The following is a 23,026-nucleotide window of genomic DNA, read 5'->3' as shown; positions in this document are numbered from 1 at the left end:
CTTTAAAAGCTTTCCTCATACCAGCCCCTCCCGCTCCAGCACCTCAAGCACGCGCTGAAACTCCTCAAGCTTCCCGCCCGTGACGACCCTCTCCGGCCGGAACGGGCAGTCGCAGTAGGGGTACTCAAGGAAAGCCTGGTATGTCCCTATCCTCCTGGCTATCGCCACTATCTCCTCCTTGTCCATGCCGAGGAGGGGCCTGTGAACCGGGAAGCGGACGCTCATCGTCTCAAAATACAGGTTCGAGAGGGTTTGCGAGGCTACCTGTCCGAGGCTGTCGCCGGTCACTATGCCGAGTGCGCCCTTTTCCCTCGCTATCTCGGCGGCGCGCCTCAGCATTGCCACCTTGCAGACGACGCACGTCCACTCCTGTTTTTTCGCCCTGATGAGGGCCCTGACGTAGGGCTTCAGTATCTCGAAGTGGTTCTCGACTATCAGCTCTATCGGCTCGGGGGAGTAGTCCTCAAGTATATCGACGACCTTCTCGACGACGTTCCTTGCGTTCAGCCCCTGGTCAAAGTGCACCGCGATGACCTCTGCGCCCCTCTTGAGCATCAGGAAAGCAGCAACGGGAGAATCTATGCCCCCGCTCAGCAGGACGACGACCTTTCCCTGGGTGCCAACGGGCAGGCCGCCAACGCCCCGGAGCTTTTCGAGGAATACGTAGGCCTTCCCGGCTATTATCTCTATCCCAACGACCAGCTCAGGGTTCCTGAGGTCGACCTTCCAGCCGAAGTTCTCGACGATAAAGGCTCCAATCTCGCGGTTTATCTCCATGGAGGTCTTGAGAAAGGTTTTATCGAGTCTCTGGGTCTCGACCTTGAAGCTTTTTGGACTCAGTCCCTTCAGGGCTTCCTTCAGGTAGGCGGGAACCTCTTCGTACTCCATCTCCTTCGCCGGGGACACAGAGACGACGCCGGGGACTTTGGCGATTATTTTAGCTGTTTCGTCGGGGGCATCGACCAGTATCCGCCCCCTGATTATCCTCGCCCTCCCGTCTATCCCCCTCCTCCTCAGAGCGGCGAGTATGTTGTCCCTCAGCTTCCTCTCGAACTCCCTCCTCTTGCCGCCCTTGATGCCGACCTCGCCGTAGCGCACGATTATCACTTCAACCACCCAGGTAGCGGGCGAAGAAGTTCTTAGCTTCTTTCTCGTCTTCGGCACCGCGGATTACCATCCTGCCCGTCTTGAACACCAGTATCTCGGCGTAGTCGTCCTCGAACTGGATGAACTGGCTCGTCTTCAGGTACTCGATGCCGAGCTTCTCAAGCCTCTCCGCGAACTCGTCGAGGTTTATGCTCATGGGCATGGGCGGCGTCACCTGTATCGAGCCGTCGCACATGCGCTCTATCTTTATCCTCTTCTCAAGGAATGTGAACTCTTTCCTCACACATGCGGGGCAGTCCTCCCTCCTCGGTATCCTGACCTTCTCGAAGTCCATGCTCTTGAGGTCGAAGAAGAACAGCTCGCTTTCAACTTCCTCGCCGAGCAGAATCTTTGCCGCCAGGGCGACGGCCAGTGATGCCGCGAAGCTCGGGACATAGCTCATTATTCCGGCTATCGCGCAGGTCGGCAGGGGTCTTTCGGGGAGCTTGGGCATCAGGCACCGGAAGCAGGCGGTCTTTCCGGGGATTACCGGCATTATGTTGCCGTAGGTGGAGAGAACGCCCACGTAAATCCACGGCTTTCCGGTCTTTATTGCATAGTCGTTTATCACCTGCCTCGTGTAGATGTTGTCCGTCCCGTCGATTATCAGGTCGGCCTCGTCAAGGAGACCCACCGTCCCAGGGTTCAGGTCCTCGAAGTGCCCGATTACTCCAAACTTCTCCTTCAGAACCTCGACCTTCGGCTTTCCAACGTCCTCCTTGGTGTACATCGTCCTGGGAAGGTCGCTCTCCTCCACGAAGTCCCTGTCTATGACGATTATCTTCCCCACACCGAGCTTGTGGAGGAAGTAAACCTCCCAGCTCCCCAGTGCGCCTGCTCCAACCACTGCTACAGTGCTCTCGCTCAGCTTCCTCTGCCCCTCGATTCCTATGATCGGGAAGTGCCTCGAAAAGTCCATCGTTACCCCTACCATACTCCCACCACATCCGGCTTGGACGAGGGGATAAAAAGGGTTTTGGAAACCAAAGGTTTATCTTGTAGGAGCTCACGGGAAATTCTGACCCACCAAAAGGGATTTCTATCCCAACGGCCAACGATGCAGTGGGGGGTTAAAATGCACCGCTTCAGTCCAGAGCATGCACACGTACTGGACTCCGAATGGAGGCGGAAGGTCTTCCCGGCGGAGAAGGTAATAGAGTTCGCCGTCAGCGAGGTCCCGGGGAAGGAAGTTGCGGTGGACGTCGGCGCGGGTACTGGATACCTGACCGTTCCCCTGGCGAGGGCCTTCAAAAAGGTCTACGCCATCGAAGCAAGTCCAAAAATGGCGGAGATTCTGAAGAGGAGAATCGAAGACGAAAAGCTGGATAACGTCGAGGTGGTGGTCACCGAGAGGCCGCCGGATATAGGCGACTTTGACCTGGCAGTTTTCTCCAGCGTTCTCCACGAGATGGAGAGACCCGGGGAATACCTCCGCTGGGCTGGAAGGGCGTTTATCCTCGTGGCTGAGTGGAAAAAGGAGCCGATGCCATTTGGCCCCCCGGTGGAGGAAAGGCTCTCCCCGGAGGACATCCTCAGACTTGCCGAAAACTTAGAGGCGGTGAAATACAGGGAGCTTGAGTACCACTATCTGATGCTTCTGAAACCAAAAACGTGAGGTGGTAGCATGGAGTTTTTTGAGGTTCTACGGAAAAGACGGAGCGTTAGGAGGTTCCAGAACAAACCCGTTCCAAAAAAGCTCGTTGAAAAGCTCATTGAGGCAGCTTTCCTCTCGCCCAGTTCCTTCAACAAGAGGCCCTGGCACTTCATCGTGGTTGACGATAGGGAAAAGCTCCTGGCACTCTCAAAGGCCAAGCTCGGCGCCTCCGGTCTGGCAACGGCCCCCCTGGCGATAGTCGTCACCGCAGACGAAAGCCGGAGCGACGTATGGGTAGAGGATTCCAGCATAGCGGCGGAACACATACAGCTGGCAGCTTTTGACCTCGGGCTGAGCTCCTTCTGGGTGCAGATAAGGAACAGGATGCACGATGATAAAAAGACCGCAGAGCAATACGTGAGGGAGCTCCTTGGAATCCCAGAGAACTACCGCGTCCTCTGCATCATAGGGGTTGGCTATCCCGCGGAGAAAAAGCCTCCCCACGGGGATGAGGTCTTTGAGTGGGAGAAGGTGAGCCTCAACCGCTTTGGTGAACCCTGGAAGTGACTTCATATTGTCAACTGCTTTTCTGTTTAATTTTCCAAGGCGCAAAAAATAAACGCCATAAAGCGGCCAGAGTACAAAACATCGGTGGTTCTCATGGGTGAAAATGGATGCAACGTATTTCCAACCGCGAGGGTGTGCAGGTTCTGCGCAGGGGAGCGTCTCGACGAGGTGGTAGCGCTGCTGAAGAGAAAGGGCTATGACGTGAGCGTTGAAGGCTGCCTCGGCCTGTGCGCCAAGTACGACTGCGGCAACATAAACGTCATAGCGGGGGAGGTCGAGATCTCCGTGAGGAACATGGAGGAGCTGGAAACTGCAGTAAGAGGGGGTGTGGTGTAGATGGTGAAGGTTCTCGTGATAATCACCAGCCCCGACGAAAGGGCCCTTCCCGGGTTCATGTGGGCGGTCAACGCGATAAAGAACGGCTGGGCTGAAGATGTTGAAGTCATACTCTTCGGGCCGGCGGAGAGGGCGGTGGCAGAGGGTGACGAGCTCTTCATACAATGGATAAAGAAGCTGACGGAGATTGGCAGAACCCCAACAGCGTGCAGGAGAATAGCCGAGGTCGAGGGCTTTGTGGAACCTCTGGAGAAGTATACGAAAGTTGAGTACGTCGGGAGGATAATAGCGGAAAGGCTTGAGGAAGGCTACGTTCCGATGACGTTTTGATGAAAAAAGCTTCAAAAAAAGACTTTTTAACCACCCTATTAATCTTTTTTCAGGTGAAAGGAGTGCGCAGGGCGCTTTTAATGCTGGTGGTTCTATCGCTGCTTATACCCTTGGTCAGCGCGGGAACCGTCAAATACGGGAACCTGTCTTTTCATGACATCACGACCGAAAAGGAACTCCGTGAGCTTGTCTCCTCAAACGAGGGGAGGTATTTCTTCATCTTCTACCACTCCGAGAGCTGTCCGGCATGTAACTACATGAAAACGAGCGTCTTCCCAACGGCCACCGCCGAAAAGGCACTCAACGGGTTCGTGCTCGTTTCGGTGGATGTCTACAAAGGCCGCCCGATAACGACGCTCCGGTATAAAGTTTACAGCCCGGTGATAGTCATCCAGCCGGACAACGCCGGCTACTACAGGCCCAAAACGCCCGGGGAGGAGATAAGCGTCGGCGTCCCTGGAACGCCAACCATGGTCATTTTCAAGGCCGTTAACGGGACTATGGTTCTGAAGGGGGTGGCGGTAGGCGCTCTGAACCCCGACGGATTAGCATACTTCCTGGAAAAGGCCACGGAGGGAGAGGAACCCCAAACCGCCGCCCAGCCCAATGGCCAAAAGTCCTCTACTCAGGACGTTTCAGAGTCCCCCAGCGGGAGGAGCAACCTCGGCCTGGCCGTGCTCCTGCCGATATTCTCGGCCGGGATCGTCAGCGTCTTCTCACCCTGTGTTTTACCGGTCATAGTCGGAACCCTCTCCCTGACCTTCGCCAGGAGGAAGGTTGAGGCGATAATAGCGGGAATGGTGGCTTCCTTCGCCCTGCTCGGTGCCCTCGTAGGCAGCCTCGGCGGCTACGCCTCCCAGATACAGGGGGCGCTCTACCTCATCGGCGGGGTCGGCTTCGTTGTCATAGGTGCAAGCTTCGTGAGCGAGAGAGTAAGCACTAGGATGGAAAGGCTGCTGAGCTTCTCGGCCACGGACAGGGTGGCCTCAAAGAGGGGCCTGGCGTATGACTTCGCCCTCGGCTCGGCGTTGGGAGCGACATGGCTCGGGTGCATTGCTCCCTACGTCGGCTTCGCGGTGATAACGGCGGCACTGAGCGGGGACACGCTGAGCGGGGTCATCGTCATGGGCACCTACGGTCTGGGAATGGGCCTCACCGTTTACCTGCTGACGGCATCGAAGGACCTCGGCGAGTGGGTTAACAGGAAGTTCCTGTCCGGAAGGCTCTCTCTCAGTGGAGAGGGCAAGGCCAGATGGGAGCAGGCTCTCGGAGTGATTCTAATCCTGCTCGGCCTGTTGATGCTGACCGAGCTCACACCGCTCAAACTCTGGAGTTCCCTCTTTGAATCGCTATCAACAATTTGAGGAGGTGGTTTGATGTACAGGTACAGGAGGAAACTCAGCCTGGGCCTCAAAGAGGCGGAGGAGAAGTTTAAGGCGAAGCTGGAGGAGAAGGGCTACAAGGTTGTCCTTGAGTTTACCCCCAGTGACGTCGTTAAGTCCAAGGTCGGCGCCGATATGGAGCCCTACAGGATTCTCTGGGTCTGCAACCCCAAGATATTCTACGAGATGACCAAGAAGGACTACGAGATAGGCTCCTTTGCACCGTGCCCGGTGCTCTTCTACCGGAAGGACGGCGAGACCTACGTGGCCATAAACACCGCAGACGACGTGCTGGAGATCATCAAGGAGCCCCTTGAGGTCGTCAAGGGGGTCATAGAGGAGCTCTGACTCTTTTTATTTCCTTCCCTTCTTTGCTGATCCGCTGGATTTAGGATTCCAGAAGAAAGTTATATAAACCTAATTCACAAACCTTATGATGTCGAAAGTCGAACTTATGTGGAAGTGATGTGATATGACCGAGTTTAAAGAGGACGTTTCTATAGTTCTCGGCGGAGCGGCCGGGCAGGGAATTCAGACCGTTGAAGGAATTCTGACCTACGCGCTCAAGAGCTCCGGCTACCACGTCTATGCAAACAAGGAGTACATGTCCCGGGTGAGGGGCGGAATAAACACCACCGAGATACGCGTTTCTTCAAGGCGCGTCAGGGCTTTTGTAAAGAGAATAGACATCCTCGTTCCATTCAAGCAGGGCGTCCTGAGCTGGGTCTCCGACAGGCTCTCGGAGACCACCGTCGTCCTCGGCGAGAGGGGGAACGTCGAGGAGAGCTTTCTTGAGGGGGCGAACCTCGTCGAGGTGCCCCTCACGAAGCTCGCCCTCGAAACGGGGAGCCAGCTCTACATCAACACGACCGCGGCAGGCCTGATAGTCGGCCTCTTCCACGGCGACTTCGGGGCTGTCGAGGAGTACATAAGGAAGCGCTTCGGGAGCAAGGGCGAGAACGTTGTCGGAAAGAACATCGAAGCAGCTAAGAAGGGCTACGAGCTGGGCGTTAAGCTCTGCGAGGAAGGGACGATAAGGGTGGATGTCGAGAGGGACGAGAAGGTCAGGGAAGAAATCCTTCTCAGCGGGACGGAGGCCGTTGGCATAGGTGCCCTCGCCGGAGGCATGAACTTCCTCAGCTTCTACCCGATGAGCCCCTCAACTGGAGTCTCGACCTTCGCGGCACAGCACGCAGAGGAGTTCGGGATAATCGTCGAGCAGGTCGAGGACGAGATTTCGGCGATAAACATGGCTCTCGGAGCGTGGTTCGCGGGAGCCAGGGCCATGGTGAGCACTTCAGGAGGGGGCTTCGCCCTGATGAGCGAGGCTTTAAGCCTTGCCGGAATGGCGGAGAACCCGATCGTGATACACCTCGCCCAGAGGCCCGGCCCTGCAACGGGCCTGCCGACGAGGACGATGCAGGGTGACCTAAACCTCGTCCTTTACGCTGGCCACGGTGACTTTCCGAGGATAATCCTCGCGCCGGGGAGCATGGAGGAGGCGTTCTACCTCAGCGCCGAGGCCTTCAACCTGGCTGACAAATACCAGGTTCCGGTCATAATCCTCACCGACCAGTACTTCGTCGACACCTACTACAATCTGCCGAAGCCCGAGCTGGGAAGGATAAAGTTTGAGCGCCACATCGTGGAGGCAAAGCCCGGCTACAGGAGATACGAGCTTACGGAAGACGGAATCTCTCCCAGAGCGGTTCCCGGTTACGGCGAGGAAGTAGTCATAGCCAACGGCAACGAGCACGACGAGTGGGGAGACATAACGGAGGAGGCGGAGCTTACGAGAAAGATGCAGGAGAAGAGGGCAGTTAAAAAGCTCGAAACGATAAGGAAGAACGCACCCCTGCCAAGGCTCGTCGGGAATGAGGGCGCAAAATACCTCGTTGTCAGCTGGGGTTCAACGCTCCATGTCGTTGAGGAGGCCCTTGAGAAGCTCGGGAGGGACGAGGCTGCTTTGCTCCACTTCAGCTGGGTTTATCCGCTCAATCCAGAAGCTAGGAAGTTCTTCGAGGACAAGACGGTGATCGTAGTCGAGAACAACATCACCGGCCAGTTCGCAGACCTCCTCAGGAAGGAGCTGGGCGTTGAGGTTCACCACAGGGTTCTGAAGTACGACGGGAGGCCTTTTTCGGTGGAAGAAGTTTTTGATGCCCTTAAGGGGGTGGTAGAATGAACCTCCCAACCGGCAGGGAGGCCTTTGAGCCCAAGAGGCCGACCAGCAAAGACGTCGCCTGGTGCCCCGGCTGTGGAAACTTCGGTATAAGGAACATACTCATCTCAGCTCTGGCCGAACTCGGACTGAAGCCGAGCGAAGTGGCGATAATCAGCGGCATTGGCCAGGCCGCGAAGATGCCCCACTACATCAATGCCAACGGCTACCACACGCTTCACGGCAGGGCGATACCGATAGCGACCGGCGTGAAGGCGGCAAATCCGGAACTGACCGTCATAGCTGAAGGCGGGGACGGCGACATGTACGCTGAAGGTGGCAACCACCTGCTGCACGCGATAAGGCGCAACCCCGACATAACCGTCCTCATCCACGACAACCAGATATACGGCCTCACGAAGGGTCAGGCGTCACCGACGACGATGATTGGAATGAAAACTCCGACCCAGCCGTGGGGAGTCTTTGAAGAGCCCTTCAATCCGGTCGCTCTGGCCATATCCATGAACGCCTCCTTTGTCGCCAGAACCTTCATGGGCTACTTCAGGGAGAGCGTCGAGATAATCAAGAAGGCAATCCGGCACAGGGGCCTGGCAATAGTCGACATCCTCCACCCGTGCGTCAGCTTCAACAAGGTGAACACCTACGCCTGGTACAGGGAGCATACCTACTGGATGGACGATCACGACCCGCACGATAGGGAGGCGGCATTCAAGCGGGCGATAGAGACGGACCCGCTACCGCTGGGAATCTTCTACATCAACGAGAAGCCGACCTTTGAGGAAAGCGTCCCGGCTTACCGGGTGGATAAACGACCCCTGTGGAAGCGCGAGCCGAAGCTCGACCTCGTTGAGAAGTTCTTCGAGGGCAAGAAGCAATGAGGAGACCTTTCATTTTTCCTGTTTGAGAGCACTGGAGGTGCATCATCATGAAGATTGGAGAAAGGGCCCCTGATTTCGTTCTGAAAGACCAGAATGGAGAGGACTTCAGACTGAGCGATTTCAGAGGGAAGAAGGTTTTGCTGTCCTTCCACCCGTTAGCGTGGACTGGGATATGCGAGAAGCAGATGAAGGCCCTGGAGGAGAGCCACGAACGCTTTGAGGGCCTGAACGTCGTCCCCGCCGGGATAAGCGTTGATCCAGTGCCGAGCAAGAAGGCCTGGGCCGAACACATCGGCCTTAAAAAGCTCAGGATTCTGAGCGATTTCTGGCCACACGGAGGGGTTGCGAAGCTCTACGGCCTGTTCCGCGAAAAGGAGGGCTTTTCAGAGAGGGCAAACGTCCTCATAGACGAAGAAGGAAAGGTTGCGTTCTTCAAGGTCTATCCGATAAGGGAAGTGCCCGACCTGGAGGAGATATTCAAGCTTTTGGAGGGAGGGTGAGTTCCCTTTCAAAATTTTAACCCTACCCAATTTCGTCCTTAACTTTTTGGTTAAGAAAGGCTTTTTATGCTCCCGCACCAAATAGGTTCGGTGGTGAAAATGCCCAAGATATGGGTCGAAAAGATACTTGACGAACCCGAACTCTACATTCTGAGGATTGACGATGAAAGGATAAAGTACTTTGAAGCAACGTGGGACATCCCCGAGGGGATAACCTACAACGCTTACCTCATGAAGACCGGCGATGCGGTTGTTCTCTTCGACGCCTGGAAGAAGGACTACACAGAGGAGTTCCTTGAGACCCTGAGGAAGCTCGTTGATCCGAAGGAGATAACTCACATTATAATCCACCACACGGAGCCCGACCACAGCGGGGCAATTCCAGCGGTCCTTGAGGCCAACGGCTATAAAGCGAAGCTCATAGGAACCACCTTTGCCAAGCGCTTCATGGAAGGCTTCTTTGGAGAAAACGTGGTCGAGAACTTCCACACGATAGCGGACGGCGAGGAGATTCAAATCGGCGGAAGGACTTTCCGTTTCATAACCGTCCCCTGGCTTCACTGGCCGGACACGATGATAACCTATGTGGTCGAGGATAAGCTCATATTCAGCTGCGACGCCGGGGGCGGCTACGGAATCCCGGAAGCGGTAGACGACAGCGACGAGGAGGTCGTTAAAAAATACCTTCCCCACGTGACCAAGTACATAGTCACGGTCATAGGTCACTACCACAAGTACATCGTCCAGAACATCAAGAAGCTCAAAAGCCTTGGAATAGTTGAAGAGGCCAGGATGATACTCCCCGGGCACGGCTTAATCTGGCGTAAGAATCCGATGAGGATATTCGAGCACTATGAGCGCGTTGGAGCAGGAATTCCTGAGAAAGACAAGATTCTGGTAATCTACGACTCCATGTACGGATTCGTTGAGAGGAGAATGGAGGTCGTCATAGACGAACTTAAGAAGCACGGAAAGAAGCCCGTCGTCTACAGGTTCACCGACAAGGAAGCCCCCGCGGTAAGCGACATTCTCGGCGAAGTCCCTGACAGCGAGGCAATAATCATCGGAGCCTCCACCTATGAGGCCGAGATACACCCGAGGATACGCTACACCCTCTACGAGATACTGGACAAGGCCAACTACGAGAAGCCCGTGCTTATCGTTGGGGCCTTTGGATGGGCCGGCGTCGCTGGCAAGAAGATAGAGACCCTCATAACGCGCAGCAAGTTTGACCTCGTGGATGTAGTTGAGAGCCGCGGCATGCCGAGGCCGGAGGACGAGGAAAAACTCAGAGAGGGTATCAGGAAGCTCGTTGCATGGACAGGTTGACCCTTACCTTCCCTCATATTTAAATACTGAACCGACATAACTGACAGTGGTGGTATATATGGAGGACATTTTTGAAAAACTTGCCGGGCTGTCGCCCAGAGAAATACTGGGCTACGCCCTGGCCTCTGAACAGGAGGCAAAGGAGTTCTACGAGCACCTCGCGTCAAAGAGCGGGGCGCTCCTTGGGGAGTTTTTTAAGGACCTTGCCAAGGCAGAGGAGAACCACAAGAGAATACTCCTCAAGCTGTACGAGGAACTCTTTGGGGACACAGAATACCCCATCCCCGAAGGCATACCCCTTGCTGAGACGTCTGTGAAGGTAGATACCGTCGCGAACCTTATAGAGGCCATGAGGGTTGCTCTGGAGAACGAGAAGAACGCGGAGAGGATATACTCGCACCTCGCCGAAACTCTCCCCGAACACGGGGGCATATTCAAATTCCTGGCGGCTCAGGAAAGGGCGCACTATGCGGCGATACGGAGCCATACAGAGTATCTTGATGACGTGACGCAGGGGCAGCAGGAGTACGTGAACGCACCGATAGAATTCTTCGGTGCCCAGCTGGAGCTCTACCTGGGACCGCACACCAGGCGGTGAGGTGACAGCGTGAGGGTCGTTATAGTCGGCAACGGGCCGGGAGGCGTTGAGCTTGCCAAGGACCTGAGCAAAGAATTCGACGTGACCATAGTCGAGAAGGAAAACCTGCCCCACTACTCCAGGCCCATGCTGAGCCACTACATAGCGGGCTTTCTGCCGGAGAAAAAGCTCTTTCCATATTCCCTGGAGTGGTACGAGAAGAATGGGATAAACCTGCTCCTTGGAGCCAAGGCAAAGCTGATCGACAGGCTCAGAAAGGTTCTCGTGACGGAAAGGGGTGAGATACCCTACGACGCCCTCGTCATAGCGACCGGAGCGAGGGCCAGAGAACCCTCTATTAGGGGGAAGGAGCACATCCTAACGCTTAGGACCCTCGAAGATGCAAAGCTGATAAAAGAGCGTCTTGAGGACGAGGGCGAGGTGACGATACTCGGTGGGGGCTTCATAGCACTTGAACTGGCGGGAAACCTCGCCAAAGCCGGATACACCGTGAGGGTAGTCCACCGGAGGGAGACCCTTCTCGGCCTGGACCGCGAGCTGAGCGAACGCATCAAAGAGGAGCTTGAAGGGACTGGGGTCGAGTTCCATCTGAAGTCGCAGGCCATAAGCGCCGACGAAGACGGCCTGAACACCGAAACGGGGTACATTCCGGGGAAGCTGAAGGTCTGCGCCTTTGGAATAGTGCCGAACAGGGAGCTGGCAGTTAAGAGCGGCATCCACGCCGGCAGGGGAATACTGGTCGATGACCACCTCAGAACATCGGCCAGGGACGTCTACGCCATAGGGGACTGCGCGGAACTGGGGGGCGTCATCGGAGGAACCGCCAAGGCTGCCATCGAGCAGGCGAAGGTTCTTGCCAGAGTGTTGAGAGGCGCCGACGAGCGCTATGACCTATCGTTCAGATCCGCGTTCTTCAAGTTCGCCGACTTCAGCGTGGCCATCATCGGACGGACAAAAGGGCGGAGTGAATGGCTCGATGGAAACACCAAGGTCTTTTACGAGGGTGAGAAAGCCATCGGTGCCGTCGTCCTCGGTGACCTCAGGAAAGCCTTAAGGCTCGAAAAAATTATCAGAGAAGGACTACCCCCTGACTGAAGTGCACATCTCATCAAACTTTTGGTTTGGAAAATCGTTATATACCCCTGGCGCGGAAATATTAATGCAACAACGTTTGTAGGTGGTAGGCATGGCAGTGAAAAGGAAAATGACCCGAAAGTTTCTGGAGGATGCCTTTGCCGGCGAAAGTATGGCACACATGAGGTACCTGATTTTTGCCGAGCAGGCCGAGAAGGAAGGATTCCCCAACATAGCCAAGCTCTTCAGAGCTATCGCCCACGCTGAGTTTGTCCACGCTAAAAACCATTTCATAGCCCTTGAACACCTGGGCAAGACCCCGGAGAACCTGCAGGCAGGTATAGACGGCGAAACCTATGAGGTCGAGGAGATGTACCCGGTCTTTAAGAACGCCGCCGAGTTCCAGGGTGAGAAGGACGCGGTGAGGACGACCCACTACGCCCTTGAGGCCGAGAAGATACACGCCGAGCTTTACGCCAAGGCCAAGGAGCTCGCAGAGAGCGGAAAGGACATTGAGATAAAAAAGGTCTACATCTGCCCGGTGTGTGGATACACCGCCGTCGATGAGGCCCCAGAGTACTGCCCGATCTGCGGGGCCCCGAGAGACAAGTTCGTGGTCTTTGAGTGAACTTTTCGCTTTTTCCATTTCTCGGGTTTGAGGCGCAAACCTTATAAGGTCGAACTAATAACATTTGGGCGGTGAAAGAAATGGCCAAATGGAAATGTATAGTATGCGGATACATCTACGATGAGGACGAGGGCGATCCCGACACGGGAATCGAGCCCGGAACCAAGTTTGAGGACCTCCCCGAAGACTGGGTCTGCCCGCTCTGCGGTGCACCAAAGGAAATGTTTGAAAAGATAGAGTGAGGTGATGAAGATGATAAGCGGAACCATAAGGAGTGGAGACTGGAAGGGGGAGAAGCACGTCCCCGTTATAGAATATACCAAAGAAGGCGGCCTCGTTAAGGTGGAGGTCCAAGTCGGCAAGGAGATACCTCACCCCAACACGCCAGAGCACCACATCGCCTGGATCGAGCTCTACTTCCACCCTGAGGGCGAGAACTTCCCGATACTCGTCGGAAGGGTCGCCTTCACCAACCACAGCGACCCACTCACCGAGCCGAGGGCGGTCTTCTTCTTCAGGACTGCCAAGAAGGGCAAGCTCTACGCCCTCAGCTACTGCAACATCCACGGCCTCTGGGAGAACGAGATTACGCTTGAGTGAACCCTTTCATTTTCTGCCCCAACCCCCTCTTTTTAATGTTTCCCCTGAAGCCCGGAAGGTTTATTTATACTGCCGATAACGGTATTTCATAATGGATGACTGAGATGATAGAAGATGTACCAGTACCACGTTATCATGAGCGTTGGTGGAATCCTGGTTCTTCTCGGGATTTTTCTGACGTGGAACCTTTCAAGGAATATAGAGAAGTTCCGGCTCGGGACAAAGAGCATCTCGCGGTTCATGTTCCTCGGCGGGCTCCTGACGGCACTCGGATTTGTCGAGCTGATGCTGAGTATGGGGACCGAGGTCATGGCGCTCCCTGCCATTCTCGGGCCGGCCCTGATAGTCTACGCCCTATCTGAAAGCGGCCTCGTGAGGGCGAAGCCGGAGATGCTCATCCAAGTGGCGGTAATAGTGGGCTCGCTCGTGCTGAGTGGAAACAGAACCCTGTATGTTATCGAATCGTTTTCTGCCATAGCCGTCGTGATCCTCATGGACGCCGCGGCGTTCTACGTCCACACCCCCAAATCCCACAGCAGGGGGGCGAGGCTTTCAGCGTGGCTGTTCACCCTCTTCGTGCCCCTGAACGCATCCGAACCCGGAAATCCGGTCGCCATGACTCTGTACATCATTTCGACCGCCCTCTGGGTCACAATACTCGTCGCGCTCCACGGCGTCCTTAGAGAACGCTTCCCCAGAACTGCCCAGGAAAGCTTATAACTGGACACTCTAACTCCCCTCAGGTGAGAAAAATGAAGGTTTACATGCCCGGCAGGGAGTGGCCCCAGCACTACAGGGCTGTCCTCGATGAGCTCGCAAAGATAACCGACCCCGTTACGGGGGGAGACATACTCGACTCGGGAGTGGTTGCAGGACTTGAGGTTTCCGAAGATACCCTCAGGGTCTGGCTCAACTTCGAGAGCCACGCCGAGTACAACATAACCGGGGCGAGTGCGATAGCATACTCCAAGATAATAGGCGACATAATAGAGCGCTTTGCCCTGGTGAAGTTCCAGAACGTCTACGTCTACGACCTCAAGAACAACCCCGTCGGAGTTTTTGAGAACAAGAAGGGGTATACAATTGAGGATATAAGCACGGAGAAGGTCTGAGCCTTGGGACTCTTTGAACTTTTCAAAGCAAAGAAGAAGCCCAAAAGGGGCCCCAGGGAGGACCTGCCCCCCGAAGTTTCCAGGGTAGTCAGGATTCTGGAAAAAGTCCACGACCCTGAAACCGGACTCAATATCGTCGAAGAGGGGCTCCTCTATGGGCTGACCGTAAAAGGGGACGAGGTCGAGGTTTTTCTCCTGATGGCCAGGTCAACGCCGGAGTGTCACTTCTGCCAGGTGCTGGCCATAAACGTCCAGAACAGAATACTGAGGGAGATAATGGACGCCCTGAAGGCGGAAGGGTTTAATAGAATAAGAATCTACAACGAAATTGGACTGTTGCTTGCGGAGGGGTGATTTATGGTTCATGAACTTGACGAGGGGCTTCCCCTCGAAAAGGTTAAGGATTTCTCCCTTGAGGAGCTCCTCGGGATGGCCATAAAGGCTGAGATGGGAGCAAGGAGGTTCTATGAGAGCCTGGCCGAGAGGATAGAGATAGGATCACTGAAGGAAAAGATTGAGTGGCTCGCCAGTGAGGAAGGCAAACACGAGGCGCTCCTGAGAAAGATGTACGAGAGCATGTTCCCCGGAAAGGAGATACTCTTCCCGAAGGAGCACATAGGGCCCGAACTGAAGCCTGTGGCAAGGGAGCTCAATAGTGCTCAAGACATCATAGAACTCATCCGCTGGGCTATGCGTGCCGAGGAGATAGCGGCACACTTCTATGAGGAAATCGAAAAAATCGTGGAGACCGACGACAGGAAAAGGCTCATGCGCTACCTCAGCGACATGGAGAAGGGTCACTACTACACCCTACGCGCCGAATACGAGCTCCTCCTCGACTGGGAGATGTACAGCCAGATGATGCACGTTGGGCCGTAGTCCAGTTTTTCTTTTTCAACCCACAAATTAAAAAGATGCCAGAAAAGGGTACGTCTCCGTTATTCACTCCCTGTACTTTGCTATTAGCTCCGCCAGAATTCTGTGGTGTTCCTTCTCATTCTCGACAAGGGCCTCGGCGAGGCCTTTAAACAGCGGGTGTGTCATCTTCTCGGCCATCTTCTGGTAGGTCTCTATCATGTCCTTTTCAATCTCCAGATGCATCTCGGCAAAGCGCTTGACCAGGGCCTTCTGCTCCGGTACAAGTTCGACCTCCTTGACCTCCTCTATGGGGCCTTCTCCCGCGAGCTTCTCCAGCTCCTTCTGGGCCTCCAGGATGGCCTTCATCAGATGCTTGTGTATTATCGTGTCCACGGCTATCCTGCCGACGACTTCCTCAACCTTGGTGTACTTCAGACCCTGTCCCCTTATGAGGCCAAGACCATCGGTGTAGCTCGCGGCGGCCTTCTTTTCGGTCTCGTAGGCCCTCTTAACGAGTGGTTCAACCATGCACATCACCAGAACTATATGAACGTCGAACCTTAATAACGTTTTTCATTGAGCAAAAGGGTGCATCAACCTACTGCTTAGTGCACGAGAATCGAAAGGAAGCGAGGGAAAAGAGGAATGAAAGGGTCACAGTTCGACCTTTATGCCGGTCTCTTCCTCAACCTCCTCGAAGCCTTCCTTCATGTACTTCACGAGCTCCTCATCGACCTCAAGGAGCGCCGCCAGGAACTCCCCAACGTGCTCCTTCTCCTCGTTGGCGACGTCGTAGAAGATGTGCTTTATCCTCTCGTCCTCTATGAGCTCCGCCAGCTGTTCGTAGAAGCTTATGGCGTCGAGCTCGGCCTCTATGGCCCAGCGGAGGGCCTGGGCTATTTCCCTCTTTGAGAGGGGCTTCTCCCTCCCGAGGAGGTAGGGCTTTTCAGCGAGCATGGTATCACCACAAGATAATACGTCCGGAGGTTAATAACCCTTTCACCTCAGGAACTTCGAGACGAACGGGCTCTCCCCGGGCTTGGTTCTCCTGAAGTGGCCGCTTGGCTTGCCGGTAAGGAGCTCTTCAAACCAGGCCTCGTGCTCGATCTCCTCATGGAGTATTGCTAAAGCCAGGTCGTACGTCCTCGGGTCTTTTCCAAAGGTGTACTTGCATATCTCGGTGTAAACGCCGACCGCACAGCGCTCCGCCTCAAGGAGAACCTTGAGGATGTTCTCAACGGTCGGCTCCTCGGGAAGGTAAGCGTCGCGGCACCAGGCCATCTTGGAGAAGTCAACGATGTCCCTCGGGAGCTCACCGCCAAGCTCGTAAATCCTCGGAACGAGGGCCTCAAAGTGGTTCCTATCCTCAAGGCGGGCGTCTTCGATTATCTCCTTTATCGTCTCGCCCTCCATACCTGCCGCATGGTTTCTCAGAACCGTGTAGTAGTAATAGGTCGTAAACTCAGCCGCTGCAGCCCTTATCAGCATATCCAGAAGTTTTTCCACGTCTATTCCGGCCTTCTCAACAAGTCTTCGGTTGTGTTCAGACATAGGTTTTCACCGAAAACTGTTGGCATTTTTATTTAATAAACTTTTCTATCTAGAAATCAGTTCTAATTAGAAAGACTTATAAACTCATCACCATAGCCATGAATCATGTGGAAAGAAAAGGCCCTCAAACGGCTCAAAGAGCGCAACTACAAGCTCACGCCCCAGAGGCTCAAACTGGTGGAGATACTCGACAGAATCGGGAGCAAGCATCCATCCCTCAAAGAGGTTCTCGATGAAATCAGGGAGGAATTTCCGACCGTGAGCTTCTCCACCCTGTATTCCAACGTCCTGACTTTGAAAGAGCTCGGCCTGCTCGAACTCTTCTCCCTGGACGGGGAAACGAGGGTTGAGCTCAACACGGAACCTCACATCAACCTGATAAGCGGGGGAGAGGTCATAGACTTCAACGACCCCGCGATAATCGAAAGGATAAAGGAGAAAACGGGTAGAAGGGTCAAGCTCGTCAACGTTATCATCGATTAATCCACCTCAAGGCTGAAGTCCTGGTAGTCCATCCAGATGCCGGTCTTCATCACCGAGTCGTACTGGGCCTTGAGCAGCTCGTAGTGGCTCTTCTCTACCTTTGCCAGCTCTTCAAAGACCCTCCTCACCGAGCCGCTTTCCGCTTCCCTCGCGGCCTTCTCGTAGAACTCCCAGGTCAGCTTTTCCTGCTCCATGCCTATCCTCACCGCATCGACCTCGCTGAGATCTTTCTCATCCACGCTGACGAGGAGCTTCTCCAGCATGGTTCTGTCAACTGGGGGTAGTTCGCATTCCTCTATGAGCTTCTCGACGAACTTCTCCTCGAATATGCCCCAGTGCTCCGCCTCTTCTCTTGCCAGAAAGAGGAACATCCTCTTGGCCCTCTCATCGCTGGCCTTTCTTGCCAGGCGTATGTAGAAGTTGAGCTCCGCCTTTTCAACCTCAAGGGCTAGAGCTAAGGCCTCAAGCTCGTTCATAATACCACCAAAAAACTTTAGGAACCCCATACATAATAACCTTTGGTGGACAGTTATGCGGATTGAGAGGGTGGATGAGCCGCTGGGGCTTAAGGATGAACTGGTTCACTTCGTCTTCAGGGTCTACCAGGGAACCGGAGGGGCGTATCCCGCGCTGGAGTGGGTGGAAGACAAGCCATCAACGGACGACTTTGAGGGCTTCAGAAAGGTTTACGAGCCTTTCCTTGAGTTCCGCCTTGGGAAGGAGTTCGACGAACTCTACGTCCTGAGGGACGATGGAGGGAGGATAGCCGGAACGGTGGCCCTCGTCTACAACCTCGAAGGCAAGGACGTCTGGTGGGTGCCGGACGAAATCAGGGACGAGAGGACGGGACTCATAGAGTTCTTCATGGTTGATCCGGTGTATAAGGGCAGGGGCTATGGCTTCCGGCTGCTGGAATTTGCCATCCGGCGCCTCAAGGAGCTCGGAAAAGTTCCCTACGTGATAACCTTCCCGGAGCTGGAGGCTTATTCATATTATATAAGAAAGGGCTTCACCAAGGTGATGGACTATAAGGAGTTCGTGGTGCTCAAGAAGGCATAAGCCAGCCAGTACCCAGAACTGCCCAAGAATCCTTTTATACGCCGATGAGTAGAGTAACCAAAGCCCTATTTTGGGCCAAGGTCGTGATGTTATGGGAAAGAGCATTTTCGCATTTTTTGTAATCATGCTCCTCGTCGGCGGGACGTACCTTCTGGCCGGAAACGGGAGAAAGGAATCGAAAACCGGGGATTATGACTCTCCCATTGAAGGAGTCATCCAGGTCACGGGGCTCGTTGAAAGGCCCTACAACCTCACCTACGACGAGCTCTCGAAGCTCCCTTCCAAGGAGGTGGAGTCACCGCTCTACTGCGTTGGTGAGCCGGGAAAGGTCAGGAAGAACGGGACGTGGAAGGGTGTTCCGCTAAAGACCGTCCTTGAACTGGCAAAGCCCGCAGGTGGGGCATACAAGGTGGCCCTCTACGCCAGCGACGGTTTTACGACGGACTTCTACCTCGATACCGTGATGAGGGACGAGGACATCATCATAGCCTACGAGTTCAACGGCGAGCCGATAACCCCCAGGATAGTCGCTCCTGGCAGGTGGGGATATAAGTGGATAAAGTATCTGACGAAAATCGAGCTCGTGAGCTACGACTTCAAAGGCACGTGGGAGAGCGCCGGCTACCCTGACGATGCCTACATCACATCCGACTCATCCCCGGGCAGGTGAGGAGATGAAGGCAAAAACCGCCATGGCGATTGTCGAGTGGACATCACTGCCCCTGCTCCTCTTAGCGGGGCTTCTCGTCATCAGCGGCTACGGGCTGACGAGCGAGTCAGCCAGAAACGCTTCGCTGGGGCTTTTGACCTTTTCACGCTCTCAATCTATTCACCTCAGTCGGCTGGTTAAGCTGGGCTTCGTCTCGCTCCTGCTCGTCCACACCTACGCGGGAACAGAGGTTCTGGCAAAGAAGGTGGAAAAGACCGGCCATCAAAGGCTTGCGGCGCTTATGGAGTACTCCGTGCTGGCGTTTCTGATCTACGTGGGCTGGATAGCAGTGAACGGAGAGTTCGGGGGATAAAGAGAATAGAGGAATTTACTTGGCGGCAACCGACGGAGGCCGGAACATGGCCTCCACATCGTCCCTGATATCTGCAAACGGGCCCGCCAGATAAACCTTCCCGCCGCTGATAACCACTCCGTAGTCGGCCAGCCGCTCAAAGGGCTCCCAGATGTGGCTTATTATGACGAAGCTCCTACCCTTGCCTTTCCACTTTCCGATGATGGCCACGATTTCGGAGACGCTCTCGAAGTCCACGTTGGCGAGGGGCTCGTCGAGGAAGACCACCTCCGGCTCTCCCACGAAGGCCTGGGCGAGGCTCAGCCTCTTCAGCATTCCCGAGGAGTAGCCGTCTATCCGCCTGTCGAGGGCGTCCTCGATGCCGAAGAGCCTTGCAGCCTTCTCAACATCGTCCGGATCCGCTCCCCGCGTCCGTGCAATGAACTCCAGCCACTCCCTCCCGGTCGTCAGCTTCGGGAACCTTCCGGGGTCGAAGGCCACGCCGATGCCCTTCCTCACCTCCGGGTGCCTCCAGGGATCCTTCCCGAGGAGCTTCACGATCCCTTTCGTTGGTTTGTAGAGGCCCAGCGCGACCTTCATGAAGGTGCTCTTTCCACCCCCGTTGGGCCCGAGGATAAGCGTCAGACCTTCGGGTATCTCCACCGTGACCCCCTGGAGGGCCTTTATCGGGCCGAAGTACTTGTGCAGGTCCCTCGCCTCGATTATCGCGCTCATTTCCTGCCACCCCCGATTAGGCTCAGCGCTAAAAGCGCGCCGAATACTGCTGAAGCCCAGAGGTGCGCCGACTTCTGCTTTCCGGGGAAGCCAACATCAACGGGCGTTATCGTTATCGTGATGCCCTGAGTGGAGTTCCCGCTGAACTCGTAGAAGCCAGGATGAGGAAACACCAGAGCGAAGGCCCCGTTTCCCCTAACCGCCCCGGTGAATATCGTCTTCCCCGTCTGAAGGTTCCTCACCTTAAACTCCCCGGTTCCAACGGCGTGGAGCTTCACCGACGCCATTGAGGATATGTAAATGGCAGTCGCTTCCCTCTCAGAGACGAAGGCCGTTTTGTAGTGAACCTCGCTCGGCTTGAGGTTCGACTGAAGGGCAAGGCCCACCAGCGAGACGAGCATGAGGGTGAGGAGGAGCGCCCGGAAGAGCCTCATCTCACGTCCCTCCAGTTGCCGATGAACAGATAAAGAGCCACAAGCACCAGCGCTGGAAGAAGGGTCATCTTCACGAAAGCCCACGAGAACACCGGGTCCGACCACACCGAAATCGTCGCGGATTTGTAGTCTATCAGGGCATTCCGCCAGGGCACCGGCCCGTACCATGTCGTCCCCAGAAACACCGGGAGGTAGAGAGCTATGAATCCTCCAAAGATGGAGACGTAGGTGTTGGGCGAGGCTATCGCTATCAGGGCCGCGACCGAGGTCATGAAAAGCAGGGCCGAGAGGTAGAAGAACGCCATTGGGATGATGTGGGTTTTCAGAGCGCTGAGTACCGCATCGGGGGTTGTCGAGAAGTGCATGCCAAAGACGAGGAGATACACTGAAAAGACGAAGAGGAAGAGCGCGAGGAAAGCCGCTAAGAACTTGGCGAGGAGGATTTTAACCCTCGAAACCGGGAGGGAGTACACCGAGAGGGCAACGCCCTCGTCCCTTTCGAGCCTCACCGCCAGCGTGACGAGGAAGGGCACGAGGAGGGCCAGGAGGAGGTAGACGTTGCCGGTGAACGCGTCCCTAAAAACGGAACCCAGCATCTCAACCCCGTACGGTCCCCCGTGGGAACCAGCGCTCCAGGTTAGGTAGTACCTCTTCATCACGATTCCAACGAGAACCGCCCCGGCCGAAGCCAAGGCCAAATTTAAGGGGGAGCGGAGCTCCCAGCGGAGGACTTCCTTCACCTCCTCCACCTCCAGAGGACGAGAGCGCCTAAGACTGCAACGATTCCAACGACAGCAACGATGGCCGTTTTTGAGGGTCCCTCGTCGGGAAGCTCTGCTGGCTTAGTGAAGTCTATGTTGGTCTCGGCCAAGATGAGGCCAATCGCAGGTATTTTTTCGCCTTCCTTGATTTCATCTTCGTATTCACGCTGGAGGTGTGTGTCCAGTATAGACGTCTCAGTTATCCCCACAGCACGCCATAGGGGGCTGTAAGGTATGAACAGACTTATGGTCAGCCCGCTTGAGCCATCATAGAGCAGAACGTCCATTCCTTGACCGGCGAGACCTGCGACCATGTTGGTCTGAGCCATGTACACGGGAGCGTTGAATTCGCCGTAGTATGTGATTGCCGTGGCGTTCATCATCTTCACTTTCTCAACTTTCAGCCCGGGCAGTATCTCAAGCCCCGTGATGTTGGCGGGGTTTTCAGCCCAGAGGAAGTTCTTTCCCACGGGAGTCCCATTGACGTAGATATCGCCCGTCTTCAGGTCGAGCTCAAAGGTTCCTTCCAGGGTAAAGTTCTGGGGTATGTATGACTCGTTGTATAGGTCGCCCCGCCCTTCCGCTATACCCAAGATTATTCTGTGGTGTTCAGTCTGCTCCCTGTAGCTGTCTTCACAAACCGTAACGTTTCTTGTTTCGGACTCGACCGTCAGGCAGTCTCCACTGGTGAAGTTGTATCTCTCTTGGTACTGTCGAAGCAGTTCTCTGGCGGTTTCTTCATCCAGTGGCTTCCAGGCTTTGACCGTGCAGTTAATTCCCCGAAGCAGAGCCATCATTTGAGCCTTATCGTCAGCGACCTTGAGGACGCGCCACGTGAGCTCGACGTAGGGACAGTAATAGGTGATAGAGCCGTTCTGTCCCCAAGGAACCAGTATACTGTTCATTCCCCCACGGTTTTTTACGTTCTCACCGTCCAGCGGAGAGTACGAAACGTACTTCGCATAAATCCCTTCCTTGAACCAGTAGGGGGTTGCAGATGCCAGCGGTGCCATCAAGAAGAGTACCATCACCACCAATGCCAGACGCCTCATGGAATCGCCCCCTCGGACGCGAGAAGGGTTTAACCGGATTCTATTCCCCATCGCCCCCCCCCAAACGGGGTTTTGCACTCAATGTTACATCTCAATCGTTTATTAGCCTTTCGGTGTTAGGGAGTTTTAACAAGACAACTCAAACAATTACAAAGACAAAACTCGTCATGCAAATTGAGCAGAACACAAGATAAAGTAAAAAGGAGCCATCAGAAGTTGAAGTTTATGTCTTTCATCAGCTGGTCGTAGAACTCCTCCTTGTATATCTCCGGGTAGCGCGTTATGTAGTCGTACTGCTTCCTTAAGATGTTGTAGTGGTTCCTCTCCATGTCTGCGAGCATCTCAAGCACCAGCTTCGTCTTCTCGGTGGCGGCGTAGCCGGCGAGCTCTTTATAAAGGCGCTCGCTGACGAGCTCGGCCTTCATGGCTATTTCGTAGACCTCGTCGACGTTAACGTCGGGCTTCTTGATCGCCTCGGCCATCTTCTCGGCGACAACCTTGAACTCTCCCATCACGTCAATCTCGATTTTCTTGGCCTCAGTTCTCTCGCCCTCAAACTTCTCGGCCATCTTCTCGATTATCTCGCGGTGCTTGTCCTCTTCCTTAGCGAGAAACAGAAGTTCATCCTTTATGATGTCGCTCTTGGTCAGTGAGGCGAGTTTTTCATAGGCTTCTTTTGCCCTTATCTCAGCGTTTATGGCAATCTCAAAAACTTCCTTGTCCGTTATCTCCATCAAAAATCACCACTACATTATAAGCGCCGGAGGATATTAACCTTTTGGATAATATCAAGCTAAGTCCTCCGGGTAGAAACTCCGGCCATCCTCAATCCCTGT

At 54.9% G+C, this 23,026-nt stretch carries 34 protein-coding genes; 23 read left to right on the top strand and 11 right to left on the bottom strand.

The features are described from left to right. Window positions 1-15: 15 nt before the first annotated feature. Together thiI and NUS69_RS01905 are read right to left on the bottom strand one after the other, a co-directional pair. A complete protein-coding gene (gene thiI / locus NUS69_RS01910; RefSeq protein ID WP_258084182.1) occupies window positions 16-1,107 on the bottom strand; it encodes a tRNA uracil 4-sulfurtransferase ThiI in 1,092 nt (363 codons plus the stop codon). A gap of 1 nt (window position 1,108) precedes the next feature. Next, complete coding sequence (locus NUS69_RS01905) at window positions 1,109-2,080, bottom strand: ThiF family adenylyltransferase (RefSeq protein ID WP_258084181.1); 972 nt, start codon at window positions 2,078-2,080, stop codon at window positions 1,109-1,111. 141 nt (window positions 2,081-2,221) lie between these two features. Between NUS69_RS01905 and NUS69_RS01900 the strand changes: the two genes are divergently transcribed. The 19 genes from NUS69_RS01900 (at window position 2,222) to NUS69_RS01810 (ending at window position 15,135) form a co-directional block, all read left to right on the top strand. Further along, the gene (locus NUS69_RS01900) at window positions 2,222-2,761 is read left to right on the top strand and encodes a class I SAM-dependent methyltransferase (RefSeq protein WP_258084180.1); all 540 of its coding nucleotides are present in this window, start codon (window positions 2,222-2,224) and stop codon (window positions 2,759-2,761) included. A 9-nt stretch (window positions 2,762-2,770) separates the two neighbouring features. Beyond that, the gene (locus tag NUS69_RS01895) at window positions 2,771-3,307 is read left to right on the top strand and encodes a nitroreductase family protein (RefSeq protein ID WP_258084179.1); all 537 of its coding nucleotides are present in this window, start codon (window positions 2,771-2,773) and stop codon (window positions 3,305-3,307) included. Window positions 3,308-3,400: 93 nt separating this feature from the next. After that, window positions 3,401-3,643, top strand: coding sequence for a hypothetical protein (locus NUS69_RS01890; protein ID WP_258084178.1), 243 nt, complete (start codon window positions 3,401-3,403; stop codon window positions 3,641-3,643). Next, window positions 3,644-3,973: a hypothetical protein gene (locus tag NUS69_RS01885; protein WP_258084177.1), complete on the top strand. Its 330-nt coding sequence runs from the start codon at window positions 3,644-3,646 to the stop codon at window positions 3,971-3,973. Window positions 3,974-4,035: 62 nt separating this feature from the next. Then, window positions 4,036-5,337, top strand: coding sequence for a cytochrome c biogenesis protein (locus tag NUS69_RS01880; protein ID WP_258084880.1), 1,302 nt, complete (start codon window positions 4,036-4,038; stop codon window positions 5,335-5,337). Window positions 5,338-5,349: 12 nt separating this feature from the next. Continuing rightward, window positions 5,350-5,703 (top strand): DUF302 domain-containing protein, encoded by a 354-nt coding sequence (locus NUS69_RS01875; protein ID WP_258084176.1) that lies wholly within the window; start codon window positions 5,350-5,352, stop codon window positions 5,701-5,703. A gap of 124 nt (window positions 5,704-5,827) precedes the next feature. Beyond that, window positions 5,828-7,540 carry a 2-oxoacid:acceptor oxidoreductase subunit alpha gene (locus tag NUS69_RS01870; protein WP_258084175.1) on the top strand — a complete coding sequence of 571 codons (1,713 nt, stop codon included), beginning with the start codon at window positions 5,828-5,830 and terminating at the stop codon, window positions 7,538-7,540. Further along, a complete protein-coding gene (locus tag NUS69_RS01865; protein WP_258084174.1) occupies window positions 7,537-8,415 on the top strand; it encodes a thiamine pyrophosphate-dependent enzyme in 879 nt (292 codons plus the stop codon). Before NUS69_RS01870 ends, NUS69_RS01865 begins: the two co-directional genes overlap by 4 nt. Before the next feature lie 47 nt (window positions 8,416-8,462). Beyond that, window positions 8,463-8,915, top strand: a complete 453-nt coding sequence (locus tag NUS69_RS01860; protein ID WP_258084173.1) for a peroxiredoxin — start codon at window positions 8,463-8,465, stop codon at window positions 8,913-8,915. A 99-nt stretch (window positions 8,916-9,014) separates the two neighbouring features. Then, window positions 9,015-10,244, top strand: a complete 1,230-nt coding sequence (locus NUS69_RS01855; RefSeq protein ID WP_258084879.1) for an FprA family A-type flavoprotein — start codon at window positions 9,015-9,017, stop codon at window positions 10,242-10,244. 58 nt (window positions 10,245-10,302) lie between these two features. After that, a complete protein-coding gene (locus NUS69_RS01850; RefSeq protein WP_258084172.1) occupies window positions 10,303-10,842 on the top strand; it encodes a ferritin-like domain-containing protein in 540 nt (179 codons plus the stop codon). 9 nt (window positions 10,843-10,851) lie between these two features. Next, complete coding sequence (locus NUS69_RS01845; protein WP_258084171.1) at window positions 10,852-11,937, top strand: NAD(P)/FAD-dependent oxidoreductase; 1,086 nt, start codon at window positions 10,852-10,854, stop codon at window positions 11,935-11,937. A gap of 91 nt (window positions 11,938-12,028) precedes the next feature. Beyond that, window positions 12,029-12,544: a rubrerythrin family protein gene (locus tag NUS69_RS01840; RefSeq protein WP_258084170.1), complete on the top strand. Its 516-nt coding sequence runs from the start codon at window positions 12,029-12,031 to the stop codon at window positions 12,542-12,544. Window positions 12,545-12,624: 80 nt separating this feature from the next. Beyond that, on the top strand, window positions 12,625-12,786 hold the full coding sequence (rd, locus tag NUS69_RS01835; RefSeq protein WP_055429769.1) for a rubredoxin: 162 nt from the start codon (window positions 12,625-12,627) through the stop codon (window positions 12,784-12,786). Between the two features lie 10 nt (window positions 12,787-12,796). Then, window positions 12,797-13,144 (top strand): class II SORL domain-containing protein, encoded by a 348-nt coding sequence (locus tag NUS69_RS01830; RefSeq protein ID WP_258084878.1) that lies wholly within the window; start codon window positions 12,797-12,799, stop codon window positions 13,142-13,144. Window positions 13,145-13,258: 114 nt separating this feature from the next. Further along, a complete protein-coding gene (locus tag NUS69_RS01825) occupies window positions 13,259-13,864 on the top strand; it encodes a hypothetical protein (protein ID WP_258084169.1) in 606 nt (201 codons plus the stop codon). 32 nt (window positions 13,865-13,896) lie between these two features. Continuing rightward, window positions 13,897-14,256 (top strand): iron-sulfur cluster assembly protein, encoded by a 360-nt coding sequence (locus tag NUS69_RS01820; protein WP_258084877.1) that lies wholly within the window; start codon window positions 13,897-13,899, stop codon window positions 14,254-14,256. Window positions 14,257-14,259: 3 nt separating this feature from the next. Further along, the gene (locus tag NUS69_RS01815) at window positions 14,260-14,610 is read left to right on the top strand and encodes an iron-sulfur cluster assembly protein (RefSeq protein WP_258084168.1); all 351 of its coding nucleotides are present in this window, start codon (window positions 14,260-14,262) and stop codon (window positions 14,608-14,610) included. 3 nt (window positions 14,611-14,613) lie between these two features. Further along, on the top strand, window positions 14,614-15,135 hold the full coding sequence (locus NUS69_RS01810) for a ferritin family protein (protein WP_258084167.1): 522 nt from the start codon (window positions 14,614-14,616) through the stop codon (window positions 15,133-15,135). 63 nt (window positions 15,136-15,198) lie between these two features. Here NUS69_RS01810 and NUS69_RS01805 read toward each other — a convergent pair whose 3' ends face one another. The 3 genes from NUS69_RS01805 to dps form a co-directional block, all read right to left on the bottom strand. After that, on the bottom strand, window positions 15,199-15,648 hold the full coding sequence (locus tag NUS69_RS01805) for a ferritin family protein (RefSeq protein WP_258084876.1): 450 nt from the start codon (window positions 15,646-15,648) through the stop codon (window positions 15,199-15,201). A 120-nt stretch (window positions 15,649-15,768) separates the two neighbouring features. Continuing rightward, entirely contained in the window at window positions 15,769-16,071 is a 303-nt protein-coding gene (locus NUS69_RS01800; protein ID WP_013466634.1) for a ferritin family protein, read from the bottom strand. 42 nt (window positions 16,072-16,113) lie between these two features. After that, window positions 16,114-16,665, bottom strand: a complete 552-nt coding sequence (gene dps, locus NUS69_RS01795; protein WP_258084166.1) for a DNA protection during starvation protein — start codon at window positions 16,663-16,665, stop codon at window positions 16,114-16,116. Between the two features lie 105 nt (window positions 16,666-16,770). Here dps and NUS69_RS01790 point away from each other — a divergent pair, with 105 nt between their 5' ends. Further along, a complete protein-coding gene (locus NUS69_RS01790) occupies window positions 16,771-17,148 on the top strand; it encodes a Fur family transcriptional regulator (RefSeq protein WP_258084165.1) in 378 nt (125 codons plus the stop codon). Here the strand turns inward: NUS69_RS01790 and NUS69_RS01785 are convergent. Continuing rightward, window positions 17,145-17,624, bottom strand: a complete 480-nt coding sequence (locus NUS69_RS01785) for a ferritin family protein (protein WP_258084164.1) — start codon at window positions 17,622-17,624, stop codon at window positions 17,145-17,147. The genes NUS69_RS01790 and NUS69_RS01785 overlap by 4 nt on opposite strands. 55 nt (window positions 17,625-17,679) lie before the next feature. Between NUS69_RS01785 and NUS69_RS01780 the strand changes: the two genes are divergently transcribed. The 3 genes from NUS69_RS01780 to NUS69_RS01770 all read left to right on the top strand — a co-directional run bounded on the left by NUS69_RS01780 (window position 17,680) and on the right by NUS69_RS01770 (window position 19,229). After that, window positions 17,680-18,207 (top strand): GNAT family N-acetyltransferase, encoded by a 528-nt coding sequence (locus NUS69_RS01780; RefSeq protein WP_258084163.1) that lies wholly within the window; start codon window positions 17,680-17,682, stop codon window positions 18,205-18,207. Between the two features lie 91 nt (window positions 18,208-18,298). Then, window positions 18,299-18,877, top strand: a complete 579-nt coding sequence (locus tag NUS69_RS01775) for a molybdopterin-dependent oxidoreductase (protein ID WP_258084162.1) — start codon at window positions 18,299-18,301, stop codon at window positions 18,875-18,877. 4 nt (window positions 18,878-18,881) lie between these two features. Continuing rightward, on the top strand, window positions 18,882-19,229 hold the full coding sequence (locus NUS69_RS01770) for a hypothetical protein (protein ID WP_258084161.1): 348 nt from the start codon (window positions 18,882-18,884) through the stop codon (window positions 19,227-19,229). Between the two features lie 15 nt (window positions 19,230-19,244). Here the strand turns inward: NUS69_RS01770 and NUS69_RS01765 are convergent, their stop codons facing one another. The 5 genes from NUS69_RS01765 to NUS69_RS01745 form a co-directional block, all read right to left on the bottom strand. Then, the gene (locus tag NUS69_RS01765) at window positions 19,245-19,943 is read right to left on the bottom strand and encodes an ABC transporter ATP-binding protein (protein ID WP_258084160.1); all 699 of its coding nucleotides are present in this window, start codon (window positions 19,941-19,943) and stop codon (window positions 19,245-19,247) included. Further along, on the bottom strand, window positions 19,940-20,377 hold the full coding sequence (locus NUS69_RS01760) for a hypothetical protein (protein WP_258084159.1): 438 nt from the start codon (window positions 20,375-20,377) through the stop codon (window positions 19,940-19,942). The genes NUS69_RS01765 and NUS69_RS01760 overlap by 4 nt, the downstream gene beginning before the upstream one ends. After that, on the bottom strand, window positions 20,374-21,117 hold the full coding sequence (locus tag NUS69_RS01755; RefSeq protein WP_258084158.1) for an ABC transporter permease: 744 nt from the start codon (window positions 21,115-21,117) through the stop codon (window positions 20,374-20,376). Before NUS69_RS01755 ends, NUS69_RS01760 begins: the two co-directional genes overlap by 4 nt. Then, window positions 21,114-22,166 (bottom strand): hypothetical protein, encoded by a 1,053-nt coding sequence (locus NUS69_RS01750; RefSeq protein WP_258084157.1) that lies wholly within the window; start codon window positions 22,164-22,166, stop codon window positions 21,114-21,116. Before NUS69_RS01750 ends, NUS69_RS01755 begins: the two co-directional genes overlap by 4 nt. Before the next feature lie 233 nt (window positions 22,167-22,399). Beyond that, the gene (locus NUS69_RS01745; protein ID WP_258084156.1) at window positions 22,400-22,924 is read right to left on the bottom strand and encodes a ferritin-like domain-containing protein; all 525 of its coding nucleotides are present in this window, start codon (window positions 22,922-22,924) and stop codon (window positions 22,400-22,402) included. Window positions 22,925-23,026 lie beyond the last annotated feature (102 nt).

Origin of the sequence: Thermococcus thermotolerans (assembly GCF_024707485.1) — an archaeon.
Taxonomy (GTDB): domain Archaea; phylum Methanobacteriota_B; class Thermococci; order Thermococcales; family Thermococcaceae; genus Thermococcus; species Thermococcus thermotolerans.
This window is presented reverse-complemented; position numbering and strand designations above follow the sequence as displayed.

Coding starts and splice junctions, on each gene's coding strand:
- NUS69_RS01875 (WP_258084176.1), top strand. CDS start 5,350: ATGTACAGGTACAGGAGGAAACTCAGCCTGGGCCTCAAAGAGGCGGAG.
- NUS69_RS01830 (WP_258084878.1), top strand. CDS start 12,797: ATGATAAGCGGAACCATAAGGAGTGGAGACTGGAAGGGGGAGAAGCAC.
- NUS69_RS01765 (WP_258084160.1), bottom strand. CDS start 19,943: ATGAGCGCGATAATCGAGGCGAGGGACCTGCACAAGTACTTCGGCCCG.
- NUS69_RS01770 (WP_258084161.1), top strand. CDS start 18,882: ATGAAGGCAAAAACCGCCATGGCGATTGTCGAGTGGACATCACTGCCC.
- NUS69_RS01895 (WP_258084179.1), top strand. CDS start 2,771: ATGGAGTTTTTTGAGGTTCTACGGAAAAGACGGAGCGTTAGGAGGTTC.
- NUS69_RS01810 (WP_258084167.1), top strand. CDS start 14,614: ATGGTTCATGAACTTGACGAGGGGCTTCCCCTCGAAAAGGTTAAGGAT.
- NUS69_RS01805 (WP_258084876.1), bottom strand. CDS start 15,648: ATGTGCATGGTTGAACCACTCGTTAAGAGGGCCTACGAGACCGAAAAG.
- NUS69_RS01855 (WP_258084879.1), top strand. CDS start 9,015: ATGCCCAAGATATGGGTCGAAAAGATACTTGACGAACCCGAACTCTAC.
- rd (WP_055429769.1), top strand. CDS start 12,625: ATGGCCAAATGGAAATGTATAGTATGCGGATACATCTACGATGAGGAC.
- NUS69_RS01745 (WP_258084156.1), bottom strand. CDS start 22,924: ATGGAGATAACGGACAAGGAAGTTTTTGAGATTGCCATAAACGCTGAG.
- NUS69_RS01790 (WP_258084165.1), top strand. CDS start 16,771: ATGTGGAAAGAAAAGGCCCTCAAACGGCTCAAAGAGCGCAACTACAAG.
- NUS69_RS01825 (WP_258084169.1), top strand. CDS start 13,259: ATGTACCAGTACCACGTTATCATGAGCGTTGGTGGAATCCTGGTTCTT.
- NUS69_RS01905 (WP_258084181.1), bottom strand. CDS start 2,080: ATGGTAGGGGTAACGATGGACTTTTCGAGGCACTTCCCGATCATAGGA.
- NUS69_RS01820 (WP_258084877.1), top strand. CDS start 13,897: ATGAAGGTTTACATGCCCGGCAGGGAGTGGCCCCAGCACTACAGGGCT.
- NUS69_RS01900 (WP_258084180.1), top strand. CDS start 2,222: ATGCACCGCTTCAGTCCAGAGCATGCACACGTACTGGACTCCGAATGG.
- NUS69_RS01800 (WP_013466634.1), bottom strand. CDS start 16,071: ATGCTCGCTGAAAAGCCCTACCTCCTCGGGAGGGAGAAGCCCCTCTCA.
- NUS69_RS01850 (WP_258084172.1), top strand. CDS start 10,303: ATGGAGGACATTTTTGAAAAACTTGCCGGGCTGTCGCCCAGAGAAATA.
- dps (WP_258084166.1), bottom strand. CDS start 16,665: ATGTCTGAACACAACCGAAGACTTGTTGAGAAGGCCGGAATAGACGTG.
- NUS69_RS01870 (WP_258084175.1), top strand. CDS start 5,828: ATGACCGAGTTTAAAGAGGACGTTTCTATAGTTCTCGGCGGAGCGGCC.
- NUS69_RS01885 (WP_258084177.1), top strand. CDS start 3,644: ATGGTGAAGGTTCTCGTGATAATCACCAGCCCCGACGAAAGGGCCCTT.
- NUS69_RS01775 (WP_258084162.1), top strand. CDS start 18,299: ATGGGAAAGAGCATTTTCGCATTTTTTGTAATCATGCTCCTCGTCGGC.
- NUS69_RS01760 (WP_258084159.1), bottom strand. CDS start 20,377: ATGAGGCTCTTCCGGGCGCTCCTCCTCACCCTCATGCTCGTCTCGCTG.
- NUS69_RS01890 (WP_258084178.1), top strand. CDS start 3,401: ATGGGTGAAAATGGATGCAACGTATTTCCAACCGCGAGGGTGTGCAGG.
- NUS69_RS01840 (WP_258084170.1), top strand. CDS start 12,029: ATGGCAGTGAAAAGGAAAATGACCCGAAAGTTTCTGGAGGATGCCTTT.
- NUS69_RS01860 (WP_258084173.1), top strand. CDS start 8,463: ATGAAGATTGGAGAAAGGGCCCCTGATTTCGTTCTGAAAGACCAGAAT.
- NUS69_RS01780 (WP_258084163.1), top strand. CDS start 17,680: ATGCGGATTGAGAGGGTGGATGAGCCGCTGGGGCTTAAGGATGAACTG.
- NUS69_RS01865 (WP_258084174.1), top strand. CDS start 7,537: ATGAACCTCCCAACCGGCAGGGAGGCCTTTGAGCCCAAGAGGCCGACC.
- NUS69_RS01750 (WP_258084157.1), bottom strand. CDS start 22,166: ATGGTACTCTTCTTGATGGCACCGCTGGCATCTGCAACCCCCTACTGG.
- NUS69_RS01785 (WP_258084164.1), bottom strand. CDS start 17,624: ATGAACGAGCTTGAGGCCTTAGCTCTAGCCCTTGAGGTTGAAAAGGCG.